This is a genomic window from Pelagibacterium sp., from assembly GCF_035555455.1.
Taxonomy (GTDB): Bacteria; Pseudomonadota; Alphaproteobacteria; order Rhizobiales; family Devosiaceae; genus Pelagibacterium.
Map to the genome: position 1 here is coordinate 1 of NZ_DATMGM010000036.1, position 18,246 is coordinate 18,246.

Annotated in this window: 17 protein-coding genes and 1 pseudogene; 6 read left to right on the top strand and 12 right to left on the bottom strand. The window is 60.4% G+C overall.

Translation table 11 applies throughout. The features are described from left to right. Positions 1 to 135: 135 nt before the first annotated feature. Entirely contained in the window at positions 136 to 627 is a 492-nt protein-coding gene (locus tag VNS12_RS06010; RefSeq protein ID WP_325486936.1) for a copper chaperone PCu(A)C, read from the top strand. A 639-nt stretch (positions 628 to 1,266) separates the two neighbouring features. Here the strand turns inward: VNS12_RS06010 and VNS12_RS15415 are convergent. Further along, positions 1,267 to 2,166 (bottom strand): annotated as a pseudogene (locus VNS12_RS15415) (ArdC family protein). Positions 2,167 to 2,800: 634 nt separating this feature from the next. Between VNS12_RS15415 and VNS12_RS06025 the strand changes: the two are divergent. Continuing rightward, entirely contained in the window at positions 2,801 to 2,989 is a 189-nt protein-coding gene (locus tag VNS12_RS06025) for a hypothetical protein (protein WP_325486937.1), read from the top strand. A 65-nt stretch (positions 2,990 to 3,054) separates the two neighbouring features. Here the strand turns inward: VNS12_RS06025 and VNS12_RS06030 are convergent, their stop codons facing one another. The 10 genes from VNS12_RS06030 to VNS12_RS06075 all read right to left on the bottom strand — a co-directional run bounded on the left by VNS12_RS06030 (position 3,055) and on the right by VNS12_RS06075 (position 12,488). Then, complete coding sequence (locus tag VNS12_RS06030) at positions 3,055 to 5,091, bottom strand: calcium-binding protein (protein ID WP_325486938.1); 2,037 nt, start codon at positions 5,089 to 5,091, stop codon at positions 3,055 to 3,057. Between the two features lie 29 nt (positions 5,092 to 5,120). Then, positions 5,121 to 6,158: a hypothetical protein gene (locus tag VNS12_RS06035; protein ID WP_325486939.1), complete on the bottom strand. Its 1,038-nt coding sequence runs from the start codon at positions 6,156 to 6,158 to the stop codon at positions 5,121 to 5,123. 200 nt (positions 6,159 to 6,358) lie between these two features. Further along, positions 6,359 to 6,670, bottom strand: coding sequence for a hypothetical protein (locus VNS12_RS06040; RefSeq protein WP_325486940.1), 312 nt, complete (start codon positions 6,668 to 6,670; stop codon positions 6,359 to 6,361). Positions 6,671 to 6,744: 74 nt separating this feature from the next. After that, entirely contained in the window at positions 6,745 to 7,194 is a 450-nt protein-coding gene (locus VNS12_RS06045) for a hypothetical protein (protein WP_325486941.1), read from the bottom strand. 14 nt (positions 7,195 to 7,208) lie between these two features. Further along, positions 7,209 to 8,063: a hypothetical protein gene (locus VNS12_RS06050; RefSeq protein WP_325486942.1), complete on the bottom strand. Its 855-nt coding sequence runs from the start codon at positions 8,061 to 8,063 to the stop codon at positions 7,209 to 7,211. Then, positions 8,027 to 8,701 (bottom strand): relaxase/mobilization nuclease domain-containing protein, encoded by a 675-nt coding sequence (locus tag VNS12_RS06055; RefSeq protein WP_325486943.1) that lies wholly within the window; start codon positions 8,699 to 8,701, stop codon positions 8,027 to 8,029. The genes VNS12_RS06050 and VNS12_RS06055 overlap by 37 nt, the downstream gene beginning before the upstream one ends. Before the next feature lie 3 nt (positions 8,702 to 8,704). Beyond that, positions 8,705 to 9,163 carry a MobC family plasmid mobilization relaxosome protein gene (locus tag VNS12_RS06060; protein WP_325486944.1) on the bottom strand — a complete coding sequence of 153 codons (459 nt, stop codon included), beginning with the start codon at positions 9,161 to 9,163 and terminating at the stop codon, positions 8,705 to 8,707. Beyond that, on the bottom strand, positions 9,160 to 9,321 hold the full coding sequence (locus tag VNS12_RS06065; protein ID WP_325486945.1) for a hypothetical protein: 162 nt from the start codon (positions 9,319 to 9,321) through the stop codon (positions 9,160 to 9,162). The genes VNS12_RS06060 and VNS12_RS06065 overlap by 4 nt, the downstream gene beginning before the upstream one ends. A 621-nt stretch (positions 9,322 to 9,942) precedes the next feature. Continuing rightward, positions 9,943 to 12,000 (bottom strand): type IV secretory system conjugative DNA transfer family protein, encoded by a 2,058-nt coding sequence (locus tag VNS12_RS06070; RefSeq protein ID WP_325486946.1) that lies wholly within the window; start codon positions 11,998 to 12,000, stop codon positions 9,943 to 9,945. Then, entirely contained in the window at positions 12,000 to 12,488 is a 489-nt protein-coding gene (locus tag VNS12_RS06075) for a hypothetical protein (RefSeq protein ID WP_325486947.1), read from the bottom strand. The genes VNS12_RS06070 and VNS12_RS06075 overlap by 1 nt, the downstream gene beginning before the upstream one ends. Positions 12,489 to 12,718: 230 nt before the next feature. Between VNS12_RS06075 and VNS12_RS06080 the strand changes: the two genes are divergently transcribed. Further along, positions 12,719 to 13,072: a hypothetical protein gene (locus tag VNS12_RS06080; RefSeq protein ID WP_325486948.1), complete on the top strand. Its 354-nt coding sequence runs from the start codon at positions 12,719 to 12,721 to the stop codon at positions 13,070 to 13,072. 127 nt (positions 13,073 to 13,199) lie between these two features. Here VNS12_RS06080 and VNS12_RS06085 read toward each other — a convergent pair whose 3' ends face one another. After that, positions 13,200 to 13,478, bottom strand: coding sequence for a phosphoglycerate kinase (locus VNS12_RS06085; protein WP_325486949.1), 279 nt, complete (start codon positions 13,476 to 13,478; stop codon positions 13,200 to 13,202). A gap of 327 nt (positions 13,479 to 13,805) precedes the next feature. Between VNS12_RS06085 and VNS12_RS06090 the strand changes: the two genes are divergently transcribed. From VNS12_RS06090 to VNS12_RS06100, 3 genes are all read left to right on the top strand, one after another. After that, a complete protein-coding gene (locus VNS12_RS06090; RefSeq protein ID WP_325486950.1) occupies positions 13,806 to 14,129 on the top strand; it encodes a HigA family addiction module antitoxin in 324 nt (107 codons plus the stop codon). A 127-nt stretch (positions 14,130 to 14,256) separates the two neighbouring features. Beyond that, positions 14,257 to 17,457 (top strand): helicase-related protein, encoded by a 3,201-nt coding sequence (locus VNS12_RS06095; protein ID WP_325486951.1) that lies wholly within the window; start codon positions 14,257 to 14,259, stop codon positions 17,455 to 17,457. Beyond that, a complete protein-coding gene (locus VNS12_RS06100; RefSeq protein WP_325486952.1) occupies positions 17,454 to 18,227 on the top strand; it encodes a DUF4391 domain-containing protein in 774 nt (257 codons plus the stop codon). Before VNS12_RS06095 ends, VNS12_RS06100 begins: the two co-directional genes overlap by 4 nt. The last annotated feature ends 19 nt before the right edge of the window (positions 18,228 to 18,246 follow it).

Here is an 18,246-nt window from a genome sequence, read left to right on the forward strand (position 1 = left end):
CCGGAGTTCCATCTGGTCGCCGCCTTTGTCAGCCTCACCGTGCTGCTGGCGCTGGCCCCGGCCTTCATCGCCCTGTCACGGCCCATCGTTACTGATCTGCGCGGCTGAAGTCCTGCAACCGATTGGAGACTATCCATGATCCGCGCTGCCCTGCTGACCCTCGCGCTCCTCGCCACCCCGGCTGTCGCAAAAGACCATGACGATCACGACCACCACGACGAGCATGTCGCAGAAACCGGGGGCGTCCGCGCCGTCCATGCCTGGACCAACGCGACCTCGGGATCGAGCGCGCTGGTCTATGTCGAGCTGGAAAACACCGCCGAAACCGATGTCGTCTTGACCGGCGCGGTATCCAATCTCGCCGCTTCCGCCGGGCTGGTCGGCCTCCAGAATACCGGCGGCCAACTGGTGTTCGTGGCCATCCCCGAAATGCCGATGCCGGCGGGCTCGTCGCTGCTTCTCGCCCCCAATGGCCTCGCCATCCAGCTCGACGGCCTGTCCCAGCCGCTGGTGCAGGGCGAGCGGTTCGAGATCGAATTCCTCTTCGGGGACCTCGACCTGCATGCCATGGTCGATATCGAATCCGCCACCGCCACCCAGCACAGCCACGCCGGACACCAGCACTAGCGAGGGTTTACCTCCCTGCCGGGGAAGAGAGCGCCTTCCCGACCGCGCCCGTCTTCCCTTCTCCCCCTTGGGTATGCAGAGAGCTATAACCCCTTGAATTAATATCGTAAAAATAGCCTATTTTTGGTTGTGCAGGAACTGTGCAGGAGATTCTGCCCAGATGATCCTTTTCTCTGCCCCTCATAGTGCCCGAAAGGCCGAGTCGCTGCAACGTGGTTGCAGCGACTCGCGCAGGCGCTACATGGCGGAGGGAACCGCACAAAACGGAAGCGGCAGGACGACACCATGCGGGCAAGGCGCAGACAGGACGAAGAGCGCATGAAGGCGCGGGCACGGCGCGTCATGGCACTGTGGTCGCGCGGCCTGTCCGCGCCGGAACACTCGGCGCGCGCGGTCGGGCGCAATGCCTCCACGCATTGCCGCCCATGTTCCTGCTTTCTGTGCAGCGGTCATAAGGACGTGCCCCCGAAACGGGAGCGCGGCTTCGAGGGTCAGGGCTGAAAGCCCCCTTTCGGCGCGGCCCCAAAGGCCGCGCCGTTCTGCTTTGGGGTGGGTCGGGCGGGATCAAAAGAATAGCCGCCGTCACCATGACGGCGGCTCCGCAAAGCGCCGGAGGGTTTCCCCTCCGGCGTGCCGCTTTCAGGCGGCTTCCTTCTGCTCTGCGGCCTGCGGCTGCAAACCGTGGAGATAGTCGGCGGCGCGCTGCGCATGTGCGGCGGCGCTGAAGATGGCGCGTTTGTCCTCTTTCAGCAACTTGATCCAGTTGCCGATATAGGCGGCATGTTCGTCGCGGGGTTCGGGGCTGATCGCAAGATCGGCGCAAAGAAAGGCGGCGCCAAGCTCGGCTACAAGTTCTTCCATCGCATAGCCTTCATCACCCCACCGCTTGCGCCCGAAATCGCGTTCAAGCCTGTCTTTGCCTTTTGTCCAATGGGTCATTTCATGGGCAAGGGTGGCGTAATAAGCTTCTGCCTCGCGGAAAGCTTCAAAGGGCGGCATCTGCACCTTGTCTTCTGCGGGGCTATAGAATGCGCGGTTGCCGCCGTGGCGAATATCCGCGCCAGTCGCGGCAAAGAATGTTTCGGCATGCGTGATGCGCTGCACGGTATCGGCGGGACGCTCTACCAGCGCATAAAAATGCGCGGGCAATCCGTCCACCTGCTCCACGTTAAAGACGGTGTAGCCTTTCATGAACGGAATATCGCGCTCGGATTCCTCGCCGCTCTCGTTGGTTTCGGTCTTGGTGATGGTATTGGCGTAAACAACAAGATTGCCTTTTTCACCTTTGCGGACATTGCCGCCAAGTTCCTGCGCCTGTTTGTAGGTCATTCAGATCGGCGCGTTATAACCGCGCTCACAGGCTGCGCCCCAGAGCATCAGCACATTGATTCCGCGATACGCCTGACCGTTTGACCGCAAAGGGCGGGTAATGCGGCCTGCGGCATGTTCGGCGTTCCACGGCTGGAACCACGGGCGAACACCGCTTTCCAATGCGGTCACGATGGTTTGGGTTACTCTCTCATAAACATCTTGTTTCATTGCCTTTTTCCTTTGGACTTAGGGGTTGCGCATGCAACCGACTAGCCACGCGGCAATGAGCGGGGATTTGCTGTCAGGACCGGAAAACGGGGGATGGCGCGGGCCGGAGCGCAGCGACTACACGGCCCCCGTTTTCCGCCCCTTGGGGCTTGGTCTTGACAGCGAAGGGGCCGCAGGCCCGAAACCAGAAAAAAGCGGCACTGCCGACGACAAGCAAATGGCGGCAGAAGGCCGCACATTCTTTGCGCGCAGGATCGTCACCGGATGGACGAGACGCGGCACGCGGCTCGGTGCTGCAAGGCATAGAGCCTCATCCGGCTCTGTCGGACACGCCCGATATGGCGATTGTTGATCTGGTTATGTCACGGGAACAAACATCGGGGCACCGACGATAATTCCACCCGGCGAGAACAGCGGCGATTCTGACACGGGGCGGGCCGTCCTGTCCGAGTCCTCCCCCATAGCGTCCTATTCATCATGCACCCTGCCAGCGGTCATTCCTCATGGGCGCAAGCCTTGGCAGGCTCCTTCTCTGCGTTGCGGCCCAGTGGGTGCGCCCGGAAATCCGCGCTGGCGTGATCGGGGGTATGAAAGGCCGTGATGGTTGCGGCCTCAAGCAACAGGAGACAATCCCATGCGCCTCATCACCGCCGCCGAACTCGATCACTTGCCGGAAACCGTCCTGCACTCCAAATTCTACCGCGTGAATCAGGAACTGGCGGGCACCAAGCTCGCCACCACCGACCGCGCCAATGCGCTGGCCTCGCTGGAAAACATCAACCGCGCAATCATCACGCGCCGCCTCAAAGGGCCGAGGTTTTAAGCCCGCAAGCAAAAGCCGCCAGTAGGGGATACTGGCGGCTTCTCACCCTCGAAGAGCATGCTGGCCTAAGCCGCCAGCAAATACCCGTTCGCGACGAGCGTATCCACGTCAGGCAATGAAGCGTGCCCGGACATGTTTGCGATGGGCGTCCAGCCATGCCCTGCCCCAAGGCCGTCCAGATCGACGTTGAGACGAAGGCCAGAATAGCCAAAAACCTGAAACTTAACAAAGTCCGCGAGGTTGTGAATCAGAGGATCGTAAGCACCGTTGAGCACGTCGCGTATATCTATCACGTCGCCCTGCGCCATAGAGAAATCGGCAATGGTATCAACCAGCCCGGATGCGCCATCAAGTGCCGTTGCATCGAAATGGAAGGTATCGGCACCCAAGCCGCCATTGAGATAATTGCTGCCAAAGCCACCGCTTAGGAAATCGTCTCCGGCACCGCCCATGAGGTTATCACTACCTGCGCCGCCGATCAGCGTGTCATTGCCCGCGCCGCCGTCAATGTGGTCGTTTCCGTTGCCGCCGATGATGGTGTCATCATAAGCCGTGCCAAAGGCGGTCGTGCTGCCATTGGGCAGGCGCATCACTAAACCGCCTGTCAAATCCCACACCGTATCATCATCGAACACAATCCGTTCGACAGGCCCCACGGTCGCCCCCGTGCTGGCGTTGTAGGTGCCGTTGTTGACGGTGATTTTGTCGTTCGCGCCATATTGGATATAAAGATGGGAAATGACGCCGCCCGTCAGCACCGTGTTCCACATATACACATCGTCCGGTGAAATGCCTTCAAGGCGAATGGTATCCATGCCCTCGCCAGCGTATTCATAGATCGTATCGCAGCCGTCTCCGGCCCTGAACACGTAGGTATCATCACCTGTGCCGCCATGAAGCTGATCGCTGCCAGCGCCGCCAATCAAGGTGTCGTTGCCAGCGCTGCCTATGATATGGTTGGTCCTCGAACCGCCAATGATTGTATCATCGTGGGCAGTTCCATATGCCGTCACAGAGCCAGCGCCCGGCAGGCGCAGCAATAATCCGCCCGTCAAGTCCCAAACGGTTTCATCATCAAACACAATCCGCTCAATATGCCCCACAGTTGCGCCCGTGCTGGCGTTGTAGGTGCCGTTGGTGACGGTGATTTTGTCGGTTGCACCGTACTGGATGATAAGCTGACTTTGCGTGCCGCTGACCAATACGTGGTTCCAGATGTAAACATCTTCGGGCAGGATACCCTCAAGGCGGATCGTGTCGATACCTTCGCCAGTATATTCATAGATGGAATCCAGACCGTCCCCGGCTTTGAACACATAGGTATCGTCACCTGTGCCGCCGTGAAGATTGTCGGCACCGCCGTTACCGATCAGCGTGTTATTTCCGGCGTAGCCATACAGTTGTTCGCCGCCGCTGCCGCCCTTGATAAGATCGCCATAGGCGCTGCCAAAAAGCCCCGCGTTACGGCTATCGGCGTTCCAGAGGTAAAGCCCTTCGCGCAAATCCCATGTCGTGCCGTCATCGAACATGATGAACTCGACATATTCACTGACACGCGAAGCGCCGGAACTGTCCTTTGATGCGCTGATCGTAAAAGAGTCATCATCGGTGTAGCGCACAACCAAGCCGCCGTAGTTGTTCGTCCAAAGGCGAACATTCGCCGGGTCAATGCCACCAAGGAAAATGGCGTCTGTTGTCGTATTGATTGTCTCGTAAATGTTAAGGCTATGGCTGTGAGGCACATCGCCTGCACGGAACACATAAACATCGTTGAAACCGGAATCGTTGAGCGCCCAATATCCGGTTGTAAACGGCGTTGTGAACCGAAGCGCCAAATCTTCCCCAAAATACCCGCCAGAAAGGTTGTCGGTCCAAGTGTCGTAGTGCGGCTTACCAAGCAAATCCTTCATGCCGGATTGGGCAAGAAAATGCGTGGCAACCAGAGTGAATGCGTAATTCCATGCACTCTGAATGGGTGCCACGGTGAGGCCCGCAATAATAGTATTCGGGCCGTTGCCTATGATCGTTCCGTCAAATTTCTCAAGGAAGGCTACCATCCGCGCATCAAGTGCCGTGCCACGGCTGGTCGGGTCCATATCCATCACGCCCGCCCATTCATACATGATGTTGGTCAGCGCAGCGCAGCCTTCAGGTCAAAGCCAGATGAGAATAGGTCTTGCGCTGATTTCGCGGCAAGAGCCTCAACCATATCGAACAGGTCTTCATTCAGGCTCATGGCAATGTAAAGATCGGGAAGCGTTCCATATCCGCGCTGCATAGGCAGGAACAGGCTATTCAGATTTATTTCAACGTCATGATTGTAGATCGTGTTCGTGGGGTTAAAGGTAAACCATACATCAGCGATGGTTTGGGTTTGCCCATTGATCGTAAAGGTTCCTTCTTGGCGGACGTGATTTCCTTCGATGTAATAATTGACACTCGTATAGTTGAGGTTGATGCTCGAAATACCGAGAGAAGCAAGGGTGTATAGCTCATCCGGTTGGCTAAACCCGTCACCGTCCGCATCCAGCCAGACGCGAAGGTCACCAAACTGGGTATCGTTGGCGTCAATCACACCATCGTTGTTGGTGTCATAGGCTGCAAGGGCTTGGAAGCCGTTCGCAGCACCATCAATCTGATTGCCGAACAGTTCCGAATTATCATCAATGATGCCGTTGTCATTGAGGTCGATAGCCAGAAGCCCGGTACCGGCTCCAACCCAGCCGGATTGCTCCCGAAATCCATCGGCATTTATATCCCAATAAACCGCGTCGTTACCATCTACGTTGGTGAGGGAAATTCCGGTTCCCGCTATATCCAATACGAGAGGTGAGCCGTTAGGGCGGGACGCGGCAATGTCATCAGTTACCTTCTGCGCAAGGGTTCCGGTATTTCGTTCCACGGGATTTACGTTGGAGAAAGCGTCTATTATTTCCTGTTGCGTGGGCTGCACCGCCCATGAATCCATGAATAGGGGTCTGACAAGATTTCCATCCACCCCAATTTTGAATATATCCGGGAACAGATTTGATAATTCATTGTAAAAATCCTCCCGCGCTCCTCCGCCATGAACGGCTGGAACATTATTTATAGCGTTCCAATATGCTTCATATGTAAAAACCGCATCTGCGCCATATGAGGCAGACGAGAACGGAAGGGTTCCAGCCAAAGCGATGCCAGTTACAGCCTCTTTTAAATCGTCTCCGTAATTAGGATTGCTCCAGACTCAATCTGCGGTATTAACAAATATATAACGAAGCCTTGTATGTATATTGCATGATCGAATGGAATTTAAAACCTATATTATTTATTTTTGATTGCAGATGTAAAATATATCATTCTATTTACACGGTTCATTCAGGCATGCAATTACGTATCTCCGCTATGTAAGCGTATCTGAGCAGTATACATGACATTGCCGACCATATCGTCAATCTGAATTGCATTTATTTTAGACTGTTCATATTTTGTATTCTCTATACAGGCCTCCAAACTTTTAAACATTCGACTGTCTATTACAACAAATCCACCGGGAAGCTTTGTTCCCACGGGCACGGGAATCGGATCACCTTCTCCGCACCCCGCGAGAAGCGCCATCAATAAAATAGGGATAAGTTTTAATATAGTTTTCTTCATGATGATATTTACTTTCGTTTCCATTCTAAGTTGAAATAATTTCATCGAAACTACTTAAATTCAATAGATATTATGTTTCTATAATACCTTGGTGTTCGCGGCAGCCAATACTTGAGCGATCAAGGCCCCTTCGGTTTGTTAAATGTGCCGCGCAATGGCTTTGGTGATGGTGATGATGATGCAGGTGCGGCTTTCGGCTGCGGTGATGGCTTCGGCGCAGTTGGTGCCGTCATAAATTTCGAGCGGTGGGCGAACCGCGCCAATAGCGCCCGCCAGCCGCGCTTGCGGCGGTTCTTGGCACTCTGTCTTTTCCTTGGATTCAGGAAACGCGAGAGCACGCGGCGCACGGTCGGCATAAAGCCCGGCACCAGTTCCGGCGGTGTTTCAAACTCGCCGCCGTCTTTTTCGGTTTCTTCGTCCCGCGCTGTGAAGGCCCGCGCAAACTGCGAGAAGATACCGGACAGGGGCAGGAAGCGTGAATCCCCTGTTGCCAGTATGTCGGCGCTGCCTTCGCCCGCTATTCCCGTGGCAACCTTTTTCTTTTTTGTCCGGCCCGGTTCTGGTTGCAAGAAGCGCGAGCCGTTTACTTTGTCCTTGATGGCGGGCCGTCCGGCCCGCGTCCCTGCTGCCGCGCCTGTTCGGCGGCGCGGCGGTCTTCCTCGATCTGTTCCAGCAAACGCGCGGCGCAGGCGGCGTCCGCTGCGTAACGCTGGCGTTCGCGCTCGAATCCCGCCTGCTGGTCGCGGCGCTGCTGCGCGTGGCGTTCTTGCAGGGCGTCCAGTTCCTCGGCGCGGTTCTGCGCGAGCAGCATTTCCATGTCGGCCTTCTCATGCGCCTGCCGGAAATACATCTGCCGCCATTCCTTTTTCCGCGCCGCAAGCTTCTCCGCGCCACGGCCCGGATTGAGGCGGTTTTGCAGGGCTTCGATATAGCCTTCCATGCCGCTGGCGACGGCGCGTTGCTCCCGTTTCAGGCGGTCGCGCTCGGCTTTATGCTGACGCGCAAGGCCCTCCATTTTGGGTTCGTCATCCAGTTTGAGGTATGCGATCTGGCGCAGTTCGGCGGCATGCCATGCGGCAAGTTTCGCGGCATCGGCCTTTTCGCGCTCGGCAAGCGCCTGCGCCACGGCGGGGGAAAGGATGGCTGCTGCCGGAGTCTCTTCTTCCGGCGGCGGGATCTCGCTGCGCGTGTCCGGCACGGGCGCAAGATCTTCCACGGGCGGGCGCTGCATCTCGAAAGGTGGCGGTGGCGGCTGCGCCGCTTCCCGCCTTACGCCCTGCTGCGCTTTGGCTTCGGCGGCGGTGGGCAGCGTGTTGCGGTCCACGTCCGCCATGAAACTGCGCGTGTCCGCCACCTTCATTTTCAGTTCGCGGGCGAGACTGAGCACGGAACCTTCAGCCGTCACCAGCACAAAATCCCGCCTGTCGCTCTGCGCCAAGATATAGCCCGCTTCTTCCACGGCGGCTTTGAATGCCGTGCCGCTGTCGCAGGACTCCTTATGGCGGCGATCCGCGCCCGCCGCTCCGGCACGGAAAGGCCGCTGCGCTCGGCCTGCTGGTGTTCGGCATGGCTGACGCCTGCGCGGGGAAACTCCGGCTGCTTGGTGCGGTCGCGTTTGGCATGTTTACCCGGCACATGCTCATGCCCGAACTCGCGTTCCAGTTTCAGGCTGGCGCGTTCATGGGCCAGATAATTGTTGCTGTCGCTGCGCATGGTCATGGTTTCAAGGTCGGTGCGTGCCCAGACGACATGGATATGCTGGCGGCCTTTCTTCTCGTGCATGACGACGGCGCGCGGCTGCCCGTCCAGCCCTAGTTCCTGTTCCAGCACCTCCACGGCCCGCGCCCATTGCGCGGGCGTCATGTCATAGCGGGCGTCCGGGTCGATATTGACGTGATAGAGGCCCTTCTTCCCGCGCGTCCCTTCGGAGAGGGTCTGCCAGTCGCGGAAGGTGGCGGCGAGATCATCGAGGCCGGAATCCAGTTCCAGCACCTTCATCATCTCGTTGGTATCGGTGCGCTCAAGGTGGGCGGCAAGCTGGCGTGGTCCGGCGCGTGATCCCCCCTTGATAATCATGCGTCACGCCTCCGGTGGCGGCGGGATGAATTTCGACGCCGCCGATGGGCTGGCGGGCGAAGCGCCGTCCGGCTCCTTGCCGAGCGCGTCATAGATCAGGCCGCGCAGCCGGGCATGATCGGTCAGCGCGGCGCGAAGGTCCGGCAGGACGGTTTCCGCGATGCCGCCCGTATGCAGGTATCGGGCGATCTGGTTCAGGTTGCTGCCGATCTTGCCGAGGTGCCCCAGCACCTCACGGAGCGCGGCGGCGTCGGCGGGCAAGCGCCGCTGCGCGCGGGGACCGGCATTGCCGATGGCGGCTGCCCGCAGAAAGGCGGCGGCGGCAAGCCCGGCCTTGTCGGCACGGTCCAGAAAAGCCGCATGTTCGTCCTCGGTCATGCGGGCTTTGATCTGCCGGGTGCGTTGCCGCTTCTCGGATTTGCGCCTGTCGGCGCGGGGCCGGTCGGGCGCGTCATCCGTCATGCCGTGCCCCCGATATGGGGCAGGCTCCCCAAGGCGCGGTGAACGATATAGCGCGCCACGTCGTCACCGTATCCGGTGGCGCGGGCCAGCATGCGCGCGAAGGCCAGAGGATCGGACGGCGGCGCTGCCGTCGGGCCGTCATTCTCGTTTGGGGCCATACCTCCTCCTTTGCTACACGGCACAATGCCGCTCCATTGTCGTCACCGGGACGAAACCCGGCTGAGGTGCAGGAACAGCGTGTCCTGCGTGTGGTCGAGGGGGCGCAACCCCTCGTCAAGGTGCAGGGGCATGAAAGCCGCCTGCGCGTTGTCCAGAGCACGCAAGCTCTGGTCGTGGGTGCCGGGACGCGATAGTCTCCGGCGAGTGGGCCGAGGGGTGCGATAGCCCCTCGTCGGGTTCCAAGGGCGATGCGCCTTGGTGGGTCCGGGGCAAAGCCCCGGTCTTGGGTCGGAGGGAGCACGAAGGCTCCCCGCACGGGTGCATGGGGTGTGAAACCCCTGCTCTGGAGGGATGCAACGGGAGGGCGAAGCGCCGCCCTTGCCAAGCCAGCGCCCCCTTTGGGGCGCGGGGACGGGTACCCCGTCCATGGCTTACACACTCTCCTAAACCACACTTTAGGATAGCACGGGACGGGCGCGGGGTAGCAGCGCATGCAGCCGGAGAAAATCCGGGGCGGATGCGGGCCGTGCCGTTTGTTTCAATGCCACTGCTGCACCACGGAATCAGCCGAGAGGTGCGGCGTCGAGTATAGCACAATCCCAGATGTTGCGCCGCCACAATCATGACGCCGCCTCTTTCGGGGCGCGGACGTAGGGGTTGCTGTCAAAGGCCAGCGGTGGCTCCCAATACAGCTTGGGGTAGCGTTCCGCGAGACTGGCGAAGGCTTCGGGCAAGCGCCAGTAATCGACAGGCCGGAGATAATGGGCGCGGTCTTCGGGGTTGATAAGGATGGCAATGTCACGCCCAAGGGCCAGCACCTCGTCCGGCATGAGAAGTGATCTGCCCGTCTCGCCGTAATTGACGCTCTCGCCTTTGCCAGCGCCGCCCGGCCCCTCGTTCTCGGACTCGCCGCGCCCGATCGTGCGCACGGTCTGCTTGCCAAGGGTGTCGGAGAGGTATTTCGCGCTCTCAAGGTCATTAACGTTGCAGAACCACTTATAGGCGCAGTTGGACAGGATGGTGCCCGCCGCCGCGCCGTAAAGGTCTTTCAACTGGTCAAGGCCCTGCACGATGAGGGTGAAGTCGATACCGTAGACGCTCATGGTCGCAATATCGCGGGGCATGTCGTCTATCCGCCCCAGCGCCGGAAACTCGTCCATCAGGATCATACAGCGGTGTGCGGGGCGCTCTTCCAGCGGATGCCGCTTGAAGGTGTGCATCGCCGCCGTGGTCATCAGCCGCAGCCATGTGCGCTGAGTGTCGATGCGGTCGGGCGGAATGACCAGATAGACCGTCACCGGGTCGCGGATAAGGTCCGCCATGTCAAAACTGGACGTGGCGGTCGCGGCATTCACTTGCAGGTCGGAAAGAAACTTCGTGCTTTCCGACAGGTTGGACATGATGCCCGAATAGGTTTCCTGCGCGAGGTCCAGGAACGGGCTGACCATTTCGCTGATCGCTCCGCCGAAGGCACTGGATGCCGCCATGGGCGCAAGGAATTTATCGGTGAAGTCCTTACGGCTAAGGCTGACAATCTCGCGGGCACGGGCGAGCGTTTTTGTCTCGCCCGGCTGGTCGGTAATCCAGAGCAAGACCGCCGCCAGCACATTGGCGGCGCTGCCTTGCCAGAAACGGTCCTTGTCGCCGGGGGGTGACGGGCAGACGGCTCCGGCAAGCGCCTGCGCAACCGCCACGGCATTGGGGTCGTTGCGGTCGAGCACATCGAGCGGGTTGAACGTGGCGGGCGTCAGGCCGCGCTCTTTGAACGTGCTGGCAAGCTCGCCCCACGGATTGACGATGCGAACGGCGCGGTTGAGCATACCCAGACGGACGCGGGCCGTGATGGCGGCATTCTCGCCCTTGGGGTCAATCACGATGGCGGAACCCGCATAGCGCAGGAGCGTGGGCACGATCACCCGCGTTCCCTTGCCTGTCCGTGTCCGCGCCACAATCAAGGTATGATGTTCCGGCGTGGACAGGATGGGTGCGCCGGGCTGTGCGTCCAGCGGCACCTTGTCGAGTTCGGGGGCGCTGCTCTTGCCGAAAAACACGGCCCGCACCGCATAGAAGAAACCCGGCATGTCGGGCCGCATGTCGGCATAACGCGCCGTGCCGTAGTTATCGGACAGCGGCGGCGGTGCCTCCTTGGGCGGCGGCTTCCGGTGGCGCAGCAGCAGCCACGCCGGAACACCGATGAACACCGCCAGCGCAATCATGAAGCCGTATTCGCCAAGGCGGGAAAGGAAGCCTGCCACGGCATCGCGGGCAGATTGCCATGCGCTTTCTGTGCCGGAAGGCGCAGGCGGCTCCGGCTCCGCTGCGGGCGCGTATCGCGCCCGCTCCGCCGCATGGCGCGGGGCCGCAAGCGCCTCCGCCCTTTGGATAAGCTGCCTTTCCCACGCTGGCGCACGTTCACGCCACTTGGCGCGAATGGCTGCAATATCGTGGTCTATCGCGGCGCGGCGTGCCTGTCGTCCGGCTTCATCAAGCTGGGTATTCTGCCCAAGGAACAGATTGCGGTCCTCCACCATAAGCGTGGCGAGGCGGTCGGCGTCCTGCTCCATTTCCACGGCCTGCGCGGGGGAAAGCGATTGCGCCGCTGCTGGCAGGGCGAAGGCCAGAAGCAGCCCGAAAAACACGGCGAGCGCGGCAAGGCGGGCGCCTGCCACGCGCACCATCAGAACGGCCCCCGTTCGGCGGGCGGCATGTCCTTTGCCGCTCTATCGCTGTTTGGCACCACCAGTTCGGGCGCACCTGCATCGGCGCAAAGGCCGTTCCAGATTGCCGCAAAATGCGGGTGGCTGGTCGGGTCGATGGCGAAGCCATGCAGCAGGTGCTCAAGCTGATTGCTGACACGCCGCGCCAGAACATGCTCCGGCGAATCGGGGGCACGTCCGGCACGGGCAGCGTCGATTCCCTCGGTGTGCATCAGCAGCGCGAGCAAGCCCGGCTGCACCTCCACCGTCACCGGCACGGGGGCGGCGGCATCATTCATGGCAGCGTCCAGAACGCCTTGCAAAGCACATACATCCGTATGCGCCTCGAAGGCTTCTGTCAGGCGGGCCAGCTTCGGGTGCGGTGGGGTATCAGGCGTGTTGCCTTCCTTTTGTTCCCAAGCAGATAGCGCCGCGTCGTCACCTTCTGCCCTGCGCTCGTCTTCCGCCATGCTGCTCCCCTCGAATGGTCATGCGTCCTTATGCCTGCGCGTGACGGCAATCCGGACTCAAAGAACCTTGCGCATGCCCGGCAAGACACACCATGCGGCGGGAGCGAACTACATATCTATTTGCGCACAAACACCTTTCCCTGTCACAATCTAAAGAGTGAGGGGGCGCGTCAAGCTTACCATGCCACATAGCGGCAGCGTATGACATGCGCCCCCGGATCGGGGGACACGTGAAATGGCTGGCCTGCGGGACTGATTTCATCGTGGCGGACGTCATCCGCTGGCGCGAGCCAGTCTGGAAACCGCAGCCACGCACCTCCAAAAAGAAGCCCTCCATCATCGGGCAGCGCACCATCACAGGCCAAGTCGTCAAGATCGACCGCGCCGGATGGGTGCATATCGAGGTCACGGCATGCACCGTCGAGCCTGCGCCCCAGTGGGCGCGACCTATTGTCCCTCTCGACAACGGCGAATCCATTCGCCGCCAGCGCGGCAAGATCGGACAAGGCAAGGTGCAGCGGTTGCCGCGGAGCGACGAATCCGCCCGTGCCGCTGTTCTGGGTTCGCGTTTCGTGAAGACATGAAAGGCACCGGAGCGCAGCTATGCCGCGCCCCGGTCACGGGGGCCTACCACCACGAGTCATAGAAAACCGTCTTGCCTTCGGCGATGGCGGCGCGGGCCTTGGCGATGAACGCGAGGTCATCGTCGTTCTAGCTGCCGTCCGACTCGCCGAAGAAGAAGCCCGCAGTCGGGGGCAGATTGCCCGCCCGCACATCGGCTTCCAGCCGGTCGAGGTCTTCCGTCGTCAGGGTCAGCGTGATGCAGTTGAACAGTTCTGTGCCGCCCTTCTGGAAGTAAAGGTCTTCCATCCAGCCGTGCAGATTCGGGTGCTTGCGCCAGTAGTGGATTCGGTCGGCGTCGTCGGCCTTGAAGCCGAAGGCCACCGCTGGTTTCTCAGTGGTCGTGTGTGCATACATATCCAATCCCATGTGATTGCTCCTTTTGTTGGGGTTGATCGTCCCGAAGGACGCGAACCCCGGAGCGGCGGGACCAAGCTGCCGCCGTCATGGGCAACACGGCCCGCAAGGGGTGGTGCGGGCAGCCCATTGACGGCAAAGCGCCCGACGCAAGGTTGCGCGGCATAGTCTGAGGGCGATCAACCCCACCGGAGCGGAAGGGTCGGTATGTTGTGCATGTCAGAGGTGGGAACCGGCGAAGGCATAGCCCAAGTTACGTAAAGCGTAGCTTTACAGGCAACGAGCCGCCCTATAGGCTGGGAACCGACTCAAGGGGCGTTTCAACCGGATAGCGCAACGATGACGGACGACGATGACCTTCGGCTTAAGAAGCCTGCCCATCCGGGCGCTTTCGTGAAGCATGAGGTGCTGCAACCGCTCGGCCTGTCCGTGACGGAAGCAGCGGACGCCCTCGGCGTCACACGGCCTGCGCTGTCGGCGCTTCTGAACGAGCGGGCGCACCTGTCACCGGACATGGCGCTCCGGATCGAAAAGGCGTTCGGCGTCTCGATGGAGACGCTGATGCGGATGCAGAACAGCTACGATATTGCTCAAGCCCGCAAACGGGCGGGAGAAATCAAGGTCGAGCGGTACACGGGAATGAATACGAAGGGGCGGGCATGACGGAATCGAGTTTCAAGGGCAAAGAGTTTGTCTGTAGCCACCATCTGGCAGCGCCCTTCTGCCCGCCTGTGCCCGATGAAGGCAGGTCTTTCGATCCGCAGTCCGCTATCAATAGAGCGGCGCGCTAATGAAACTTCTGCGCAATACCGGAAATGAGCGCGTCATTGATCGGCTCCGAGACTGGCTTCAGCCGGATTCGGCGTTTGATCTCATGTCGCCGGACTTCTCGCTCTACGCATTTGCAGAAGTGCGCGATCATCTGAAGAAGGCCGGACGCTGCCGTATTCTTCTCGGTGCCGACACTGCCCTTGCCGATTCCCTCTACGGTGGATCGGGTGACATTGCCGCGCGCGGCAAACTGCAAGGGCGTTGGCTTGCCAAAGTTGCCGGTGAATGGCTGAACAAGCATGCCGAAGTGCGGCACGTCCCGACAGCGCCACCTCAATCCATGATTGTCGTTTCCGGCGACGACGACCGCCATGTCCTGACCGGCACATGTCCGTTCACGACCGAAGGTCTGGGTATCACGCCCGGCGACCGGCTGGGCCTTGTTCAGCTCTCCGATACGGACGCGGAAGCGGCGGCTTATGCCGATTGGTTTCAGGCGAATTGGAACGGCCTAAAGCCGACAGGAGGCCAGCTTGCTACCCGCCTCGACGATGCGTCGAGCCATCGCCCGCCATCGCTGCTCTATTTCAAAGTGCTCTTCGAGCTGTTCAAGGATTTGGGCGACGAGCTTGACGAGGAACGGATTATCAAATCCGCCACCGGCATTCGTAACACCACCGTCTGGAACAAGCTTTTCAAGTTCCAGCGTGACGGCGTTGTTGGTGCTATCGACAAGCTGGAACGCATAGGCGGTTGCATTATCGCTGACAGCGTCGGCCTTGGCAAAACCTTCGAGGCCCTTGCCGTCATCAAATATTACGAGCTGCGCAACGACCGCGTTCTTGTTCTCTGCCCCAAGCGCCTGCGCGACAACTGGACGCTCTATAAGGCCAACGACCGGCGCAATATCCTTGCGTCCGACCGCTTCAATTATGACGTGCTCAATCACACCGACCTGTCGCGCGACGGCGGCATGTCCGGCGACATCGACCTCAGCCATGTGAATTGGGGCAACTACGACCTTGTCGTGATCGACGAGTCCCACAACTTCCGCAACAAGGCGACCCATAAGGACCGCGATACCCGTTACGACCATTTGATGAAGCGCATCATCAAAGCGGGCGTCAAAACCAAGGTGCTCATGTTGTCAGCCACGCCGGTCAACAATCGCCTTGCCGACCTCAAGAACCAGATCGCCTTCATGACCGAAGGTAATGACCTCGCCCTCATGGGCCACGGCATCCAGAGCATCGAGGCCACCATCCGCAAGGCCCAAACGCAGTTCAACCGCTGGCTGGACCTGCCCGAAACCGACCGCCGCCCCGCGCGGCTGATGGATATGCTCGGCTTCGACTATTTCAAGCTGCTCGACCTTTTGACCATCGCCCGCTCGCGCAAGCACGTCCAACGCTATTACGGCACCGAAGAAACCGGTCAGTTCCCGGAGCGTCTGCGCCCCGTCAACATCAAGGCCGACGTGGACCTTGCCGGAGAGTTCCGGCCTATCCGCGACATCAACAACGAAATCAGACGGCTCACGCTCGCCGCCTATGCGCCGCTGCGCTACGTCCTGCCGCACAAACAGGCCGTCTATGACGAGAAATACAGCACCAAGATCAGAGGCGGCGAAAGCTTTTTCCGGCAGGTGGACCGCGAGGAAAGCCTCATCCACCTGCTGCGCGTCAATATCTTGAAGCGCATGGAAAGCTCGGTCGCGTCCTTCGCGCTCACCATCAAGCGCCAGCTTGCCGATGTGAATGCGCTCTTGGCGAAGATCGACGCCCACGATGAAAGCGTGGACGAGGTTTCTATCGACGATGTCGATATAGACGATCCTGCTTTCGAGGCCCTGTTGATAGGGCGCAAGGTCAAGGTCTTGCTCCACGACGTTGACCGCGTTCGCTGGCGGCAGGATTTGATCGAGGACCGCAACCGCCTTGCCACGCTGCTGTCCGCAGCACAGGCCGTCACGCCGGAACGCGACGCCAAGCTGGCGGCACTGAAAGACGTGATCGCTCGCAAGGCCGCAGCCCCGATCAATGCCGAGAACCGCAAAATCCTGTTGTTCACCGCCTTTGCCGATACGGCGGATTATCTCTACGCGCAGCTTGCGAGCTGGGCGAAGAACGAGCTTGGGCTTGAAACCGCCGTTGTCTCCGGCACGGGCGCGAACAAGACAAGCCTGCGCGGGCTGCGCGGCGATATGAGTTCGATCCTCTCGGCTTTCTCGCCACGCTCGAAAGAGCGCCCGGAGGAAATGAGCGCCGAAGGCCAGATCGACCTGCTGATTGCCACCGACTGTATTTCCGAAGGGCAAAACCTTCAGGACTGCGACTTCCTCACCAATTACGATATTCACTGGAATCCCGTGCGGATCATCCAGCGGTTCGGGCGCATCGACCGTATCGGCTCGACCAACACCCGCATCCAGTTGGTCAATTTCTGGCCCAACATGGAGCTGGACGAATATCTCGACCTCGAATCCCGCGTCAGCGGGCGCATGGTGCTGCTCGACGTGTCCGCGACGGGCGAGGAAAACGTCATCGAGTTTCAGGCCGGAAACCAGATGAACGACCTCGAATATCGCCGCGCTCAACTGCAAAAATTGCAGGACGCGGTGATCGACCTTGAGGACTTGTCGAGCGGCGTTTCCATCGCCGATCTCACGCTCAATGATTTCCGCATCGACCTTGCCGGATATATGCGCGAACACCGCGAACGGCTCGAAAGCCTGCCGCCCGGCACCTATGCTGTGGTGCCCGCGCCCGATGCATCTGCGCCAGAAAGCGACCTGCCGCCCGGCGCTATTTTCTGCCTGCGGGCTGTTGGCGAGGCGGCGGAGCGCGCCGCCGAACCCGGCTACCCGCTGAGTCCCAATTTCGTCGTCCATGTCGGCGGCGATGGCGAGATGCTGCTACCCTATACGCAGGCCAAACAGGTGCTCGACCGGCTCAAGAAAGCCGCCATCGGGCGCGACCTGCCCGATGCCGAAGCCTGCGCACGCTTCGACAAGGCCACCCGATATGGCCGCGACATGGAGGATTATCAGGCGCTTCTTGCACGCGCCGTCGCCTCCATCGCTGGCAAGAGCGAGGAGCGCGCCGTCGCCAGCCTGTTCAGCCCCGGCGGCACTCACGCGCTGAAAGGCGAGTTTGCCGGTATCAACGATTTCGAGGTTGTCGCCTTCCTTGTCATCCTGCCGGATATGGGGGCTGCATGACGGCGAGTGCGGATTTCCTCGCCATCGTCAACGCGCTGGGCCTTCCGCCCGGCGCGCGCGTCGATTCCCGCGTCCCGAAGAAGCTGCTGGTCGAGCAAGGTGCGCCGACCGCCGCCGACAAGCGCGCTATTCAGGACGGCATCGACGAGCTGCAATGGTTCGCTGCCTGCAAGCCCGCCACCGTCGGCGTTCCGGTGTTTTCCGACGATACCCGCGAGTATCTTGAGATTGCCGTTGTCGGCTGCGCTTTCCGTTCCGGTGCGAAGGCGGCGCGGCTGATCGAGCTGATCCACCGCGCCATTCCCTACCCCCTGCTGCTCGTCACCACCGCCGACGAAAGCGGCCTTGCCGTATCGGCGGCACATAAGCGCCATGCGCAGAACGAGGCGGGCCGCACGGTGATCGAGCATGTCGTCGTGGCAAGCGGCCTGCGGGCCGATGCGGTGGATTCCGTGCAGGTCGCCTTCCTGAAAAGTCTCGCTCTGGCGCAACAACCGCGTACCGACCTGTTCGCCCTCTATGCGGGCTGGATCGCCCGGATCGAGGCCATCAACGCTGCCCGCCTGACGGGCGCGTTTGCCCCGACCGACGATCAGGAAGCCATCGCCCGCCGCCGCGCCGCGCTCGACGCGCATGTGCGGATCACTAAAGAAATCGAAGGTCTGCGCGCCAAGGCCAAGCGCGAGAAGCAGCTTAGCCGCCGCGTGGACCTTAACCTCGAAATCCAGCGGCGCGAGGCTGATCTCGCCGCCTATGCAAACCAACTATGACGCCAAGGGGGAATCCATC

Bases quoted from the DNA above. Each gene is read 5' to 3' on its own strand.
- VNS12_RS06060 (WP_325486944.1), bottom strand. From the start codon at position 9,163: ATGACGGATGACGCGCCCGACCGGCCCCGCGCCGACAGGCGCAAATCC.
- VNS12_RS06100 (WP_325486952.1), top strand. From the start codon at position 17,454: ATGACGGCGAGTGCGGATTTCCTCGCCATCGTCAACGCGCTGGGCCTT.
- VNS12_RS06030 (WP_325486938.1), bottom strand. From the start codon at position 5,091: ATGGATATGGACCCGACCAGCCGTGGCACGGCACTTGATGCGCGGATG.
- VNS12_RS06040 (WP_325486940.1), bottom strand. From the start codon at position 6,670: ATGAAATTATTTCAACTTAGAATGGAAACGAAAGTAAATATCATCATG.
- VNS12_RS06090 (WP_325486950.1), top strand. From the start codon at position 13,806: ATGACGGACGACGATGACCTTCGGCTTAAGAAGCCTGCCCATCCGGGC.
- VNS12_RS06065 (WP_325486945.1), bottom strand. From the start codon at position 9,321: ATGGCCCCAAACGAGAATGACGGCCCGACGGCAGCGCCGCCGTCCGAT.
- VNS12_RS06025 (WP_325486937.1), top strand. From the start codon at position 2,801: ATGCGCCTCATCACCGCCGCCGAACTCGATCACTTGCCGGAAACCGTC.
- VNS12_RS06075 (WP_325486947.1), bottom strand. From the start codon at position 12,488: ATGGCGGAAGACGAGCGCAGGGCAGAAGGTGACGACGCGGCGCTATCT.
- VNS12_RS06055 (WP_325486943.1), bottom strand. From the start codon at position 8,701: ATGATTATCAAGGGGGGATCACGCGCCGGACCACGCCAGCTTGCCGCC.
- VNS12_RS06070 (WP_325486946.1), bottom strand. From the start codon at position 12,000: ATGGTGCGCGTGGCAGGCGCCCGCCTTGCCGCGCTCGCCGTGTTTTTC.
- VNS12_RS06010 (WP_325486936.1), top strand. From the start codon at position 136: ATGATCCGCGCTGCCCTGCTGACCCTCGCGCTCCTCGCCACCCCGGCT.
- VNS12_RS06095 (WP_325486951.1), top strand. From the start codon at position 14,257: ATGAAACTTCTGCGCAATACCGGAAATGAGCGCGTCATTGATCGGCTC.
- VNS12_RS06085 (WP_325486949.1), bottom strand. From the start codon at position 13,478: ATGGGATTGGATATGTATGCACACACGACCACTGAGAAACCAGCGGTG.